The sequence below is a fragment of the Desulfovibrio sp. 1188_IL3213 genome, from assembly GCF_036763145.1.
Lineage (GTDB): Bacteria > Desulfobacterota > Desulfovibrionia > Desulfovibrionales > Desulfovibrionaceae > Desulfovibrio.
The window spans coordinates 1-2,322 of sequence record NZ_JBAIYR010000365.1 but is presented as its reverse complement, the minus strand read 5'-3'; the positions used below and the strand labels follow the sequence as shown (position 1 = coordinate 2,322).

The window sequence follows — 2,322 nt, the reverse complement described above, 5'->3', positions numbered from 1 at the left end:
GATGCAAGCGCAGCTTCAGCCGTTACGACAAAGGAAGTTACGGATGCTTCAGGAGTTGTAACGCAGGAAACTACGCTTGCAGACAGCATGTGTAACGAGCGGTTTGTTTCCACACAACCACTGTCGCCATTCGTAAGGCTCGCAGGCTCGCCAACGACTGCCGCGAAGCCAGCAGAGCTATTTACTTGCGCGGTTAAGCAGCGAAGCGAGCGTGGCTTAAACTTTGAGAATGTACATTCTCAAAGTTAACCTGCTCTAGGTAAAATACGTCATGGAAGTTTTTTTCAGTTCCTTGAGGCTGCGCAGGATGGCGTGCTCTTTCAGGGAAGTGGCACGCCTGACATCCTCCACCACGCCAAGGCACTCGGCCTCGCTGCGGCCATGAATCATGGTGTACATCTCATAGGGCCAGTCAGGGGCGGAACTTGGGCGGTAATAGACGTGCGAAATATGGCTGTGCTCTGCCGCCTTGCGGCCGCAGTCGTCCACCTGGTCGGGCGTGACCTTCCACGCGACCATAGCGTTGTGGGTCCACCCGGTTTTCTGATGCTTGATGCTCGCGCCGAAACGCCGGATGGCCCCCGACGCCTTGAGGCGGCCAAGCAGGTCAAGCACCTGGGCTTCTGTCATGCCCGCCTGCTCCCCCAGGTCGGCATAGGGTGTCAGGCTGTCGGGCAGGTTGGCCTGCACTATGCGCAAAACGGCCTGTTCCTCTGGGCTGAATTGATGACTCATGGATTCTCCGAATAGAAAAAGAAGATGCCGCAGCCAACAGCACACGGCAAACGGCCGTCCCCTGAGGCACGGCACAGGCCGGAACCCCGGCCCGGACAACTTGCCGGGCCGGGAGAAAAAGCCGAACTATCAGCGCGTAAACGAACGGGCAAACAGATTCTGGATGGCGACGCGGCCGTTGTCTTCAAGAAAGCGCGTACCCGTTGCGGCAAAATGGGCCTGCTCAATGGCGGGGTTTTCAACCTGCACCCATTTATCTTTGCGCCAATCAAACCAGGCGTTCTTGGCCTGATCGAAAACCAGCAGGGGCTTGTTGCAAATCTTGGCAAATTCCGCTCCCCAGCCAGTTCCGCCCTTGACAGTGCCGTCGGGCTGGATGGCTCCGATCACGATAATCTGGTCGCCGCTGCTGACCTGCCAGCAAATGGACTGCAACACCTTGCGAAACAGGGGGGCGCGCGTGTACTCGCGATTCATGAGGCGCGACACGTAGGTAAGGCTCACATCTTTAAGGGCCAGCTCTTCAGAGGTAAGAACGCGCACGCCACGGGTGCGCTCCATCTGATGCCCCTCAAAACTGTAATTCACTTCCTCCATGCCCCAGCTTTCAGCCAGAGCGCCGAAAAACTGTTCAGTACCGGCGGCGCCGCCGCTGTAAAGCACACATTGGTTGGGGTTGAGCATGCTGCCTCCTCAAGGATTGTTGCGCCGGGCAAGTTGTGGATAGTGGTCTGTTTATCCGGCAGAAGCGTCATGGTCATCATTGCAAAAATTACAGCGCTCGGCAAGGCTGACCACACAAAGAAATGGTCGGCAAGAGCCGCCCGCGCCGCAAAATATTTTTCCCGGCAAGTTCCTTGCACGGGGCTACGCTGCATCACAGCACAGGAGGCCCGCCCGGGCTGACCAAAAGGGCCGTTCCAAATGGCTGCGCAAAGAAGCCGGTCGCAAAGGGACTGGCCCCCCTTTGCGGCAAAAGCGCACAGGCAGCCAGGCAGAGTCTCGCTGAAATTGTTCTGACGGCTGCGAGAGCAGGTGCTCGCCGGGAAGGCTCACGCTCTGCTGAGCAGAGATGTCTCAACTGCGCTGTTTTATCTGCTCTATTTTATTCGCACAGCTTATCTGCCCTGCGAAGCACCGCAACGGATGTGTTTTAAACCTTGAGAACATGCATTCGCAAAGTTAGCCTGCTTCGGGAGAGGCAAGCGGGAGAGCAAGGTGGAAAAGGCCGAAAGAAAATACGGCAAAGGGTGGGTTGTGCGGAGGCGCGCCCTCACGGCGCATCAGGCCCATAAAGCGTAAGCGCAGATAACCCAGGCTGCCTGCGCTCATATGGAGCGGGCTGGCTAAACCCGTGAAGGGGCACACCGTTCAGGGAGTTGCCTGCCCGCCGCAGTCAAATAAACCGTGCCGCACCGCCGTTGTTACGCCCCAAGGCGCAGTGCCTGTGCGGAGTTAAAAGCGCAACGAACAAAAAACGCCCCAAAAATCAAGGGGCGTTATGTTGTTGCTGAACCCTAGTAGCGGGGCTGGCGAGGAGCCCTGGGTTTGGCTTCGTTGACGCGAAGCGTGCGACCGCCGAAGCTG

General features: G+C 57.7%; 2 protein-coding genes. Both read right to left on the bottom strand.

Going from position 1 to position 2,322, the window contains the following annotated elements:
* Positions 1-255: 255 nt before the first annotated feature.
* On the bottom strand, positions 256-735 hold the full coding sequence (ahbB, locus tag V6C16_RS11470) for a siroheme decarboxylase subunit beta (protein WP_333534639.1): 480 nt from the start codon (positions 733-735) through the stop codon (positions 256-258).
* 129 nt (positions 736-864) lie between these two features.
* A complete protein-coding gene (locus V6C16_RS11465) occupies positions 865-1,419 on the bottom strand; it encodes a hypothetical protein (RefSeq protein WP_333534638.1) in 555 nt (184 codons plus the stop codon).
* Positions 1,420-2,322: the final 903 nt, after the last annotated feature.

What these genes read in the sequence shown, in the direction of transcription:
- ahbB (WP_333534639.1), bottom strand. Translation starts at nt 735, where the DNA reads ATGAGTCATCAATTCAGCCCAGAGGAACAGGCCGTTTTGCGCATAGTG.
- V6C16_RS11465 (WP_333534638.1), bottom strand. Translation starts at nt 1,419, where the DNA reads ATGCTCAACCCCAACCAATGTGTGCTTTACAGCGGCGGCGCCGCCGGT.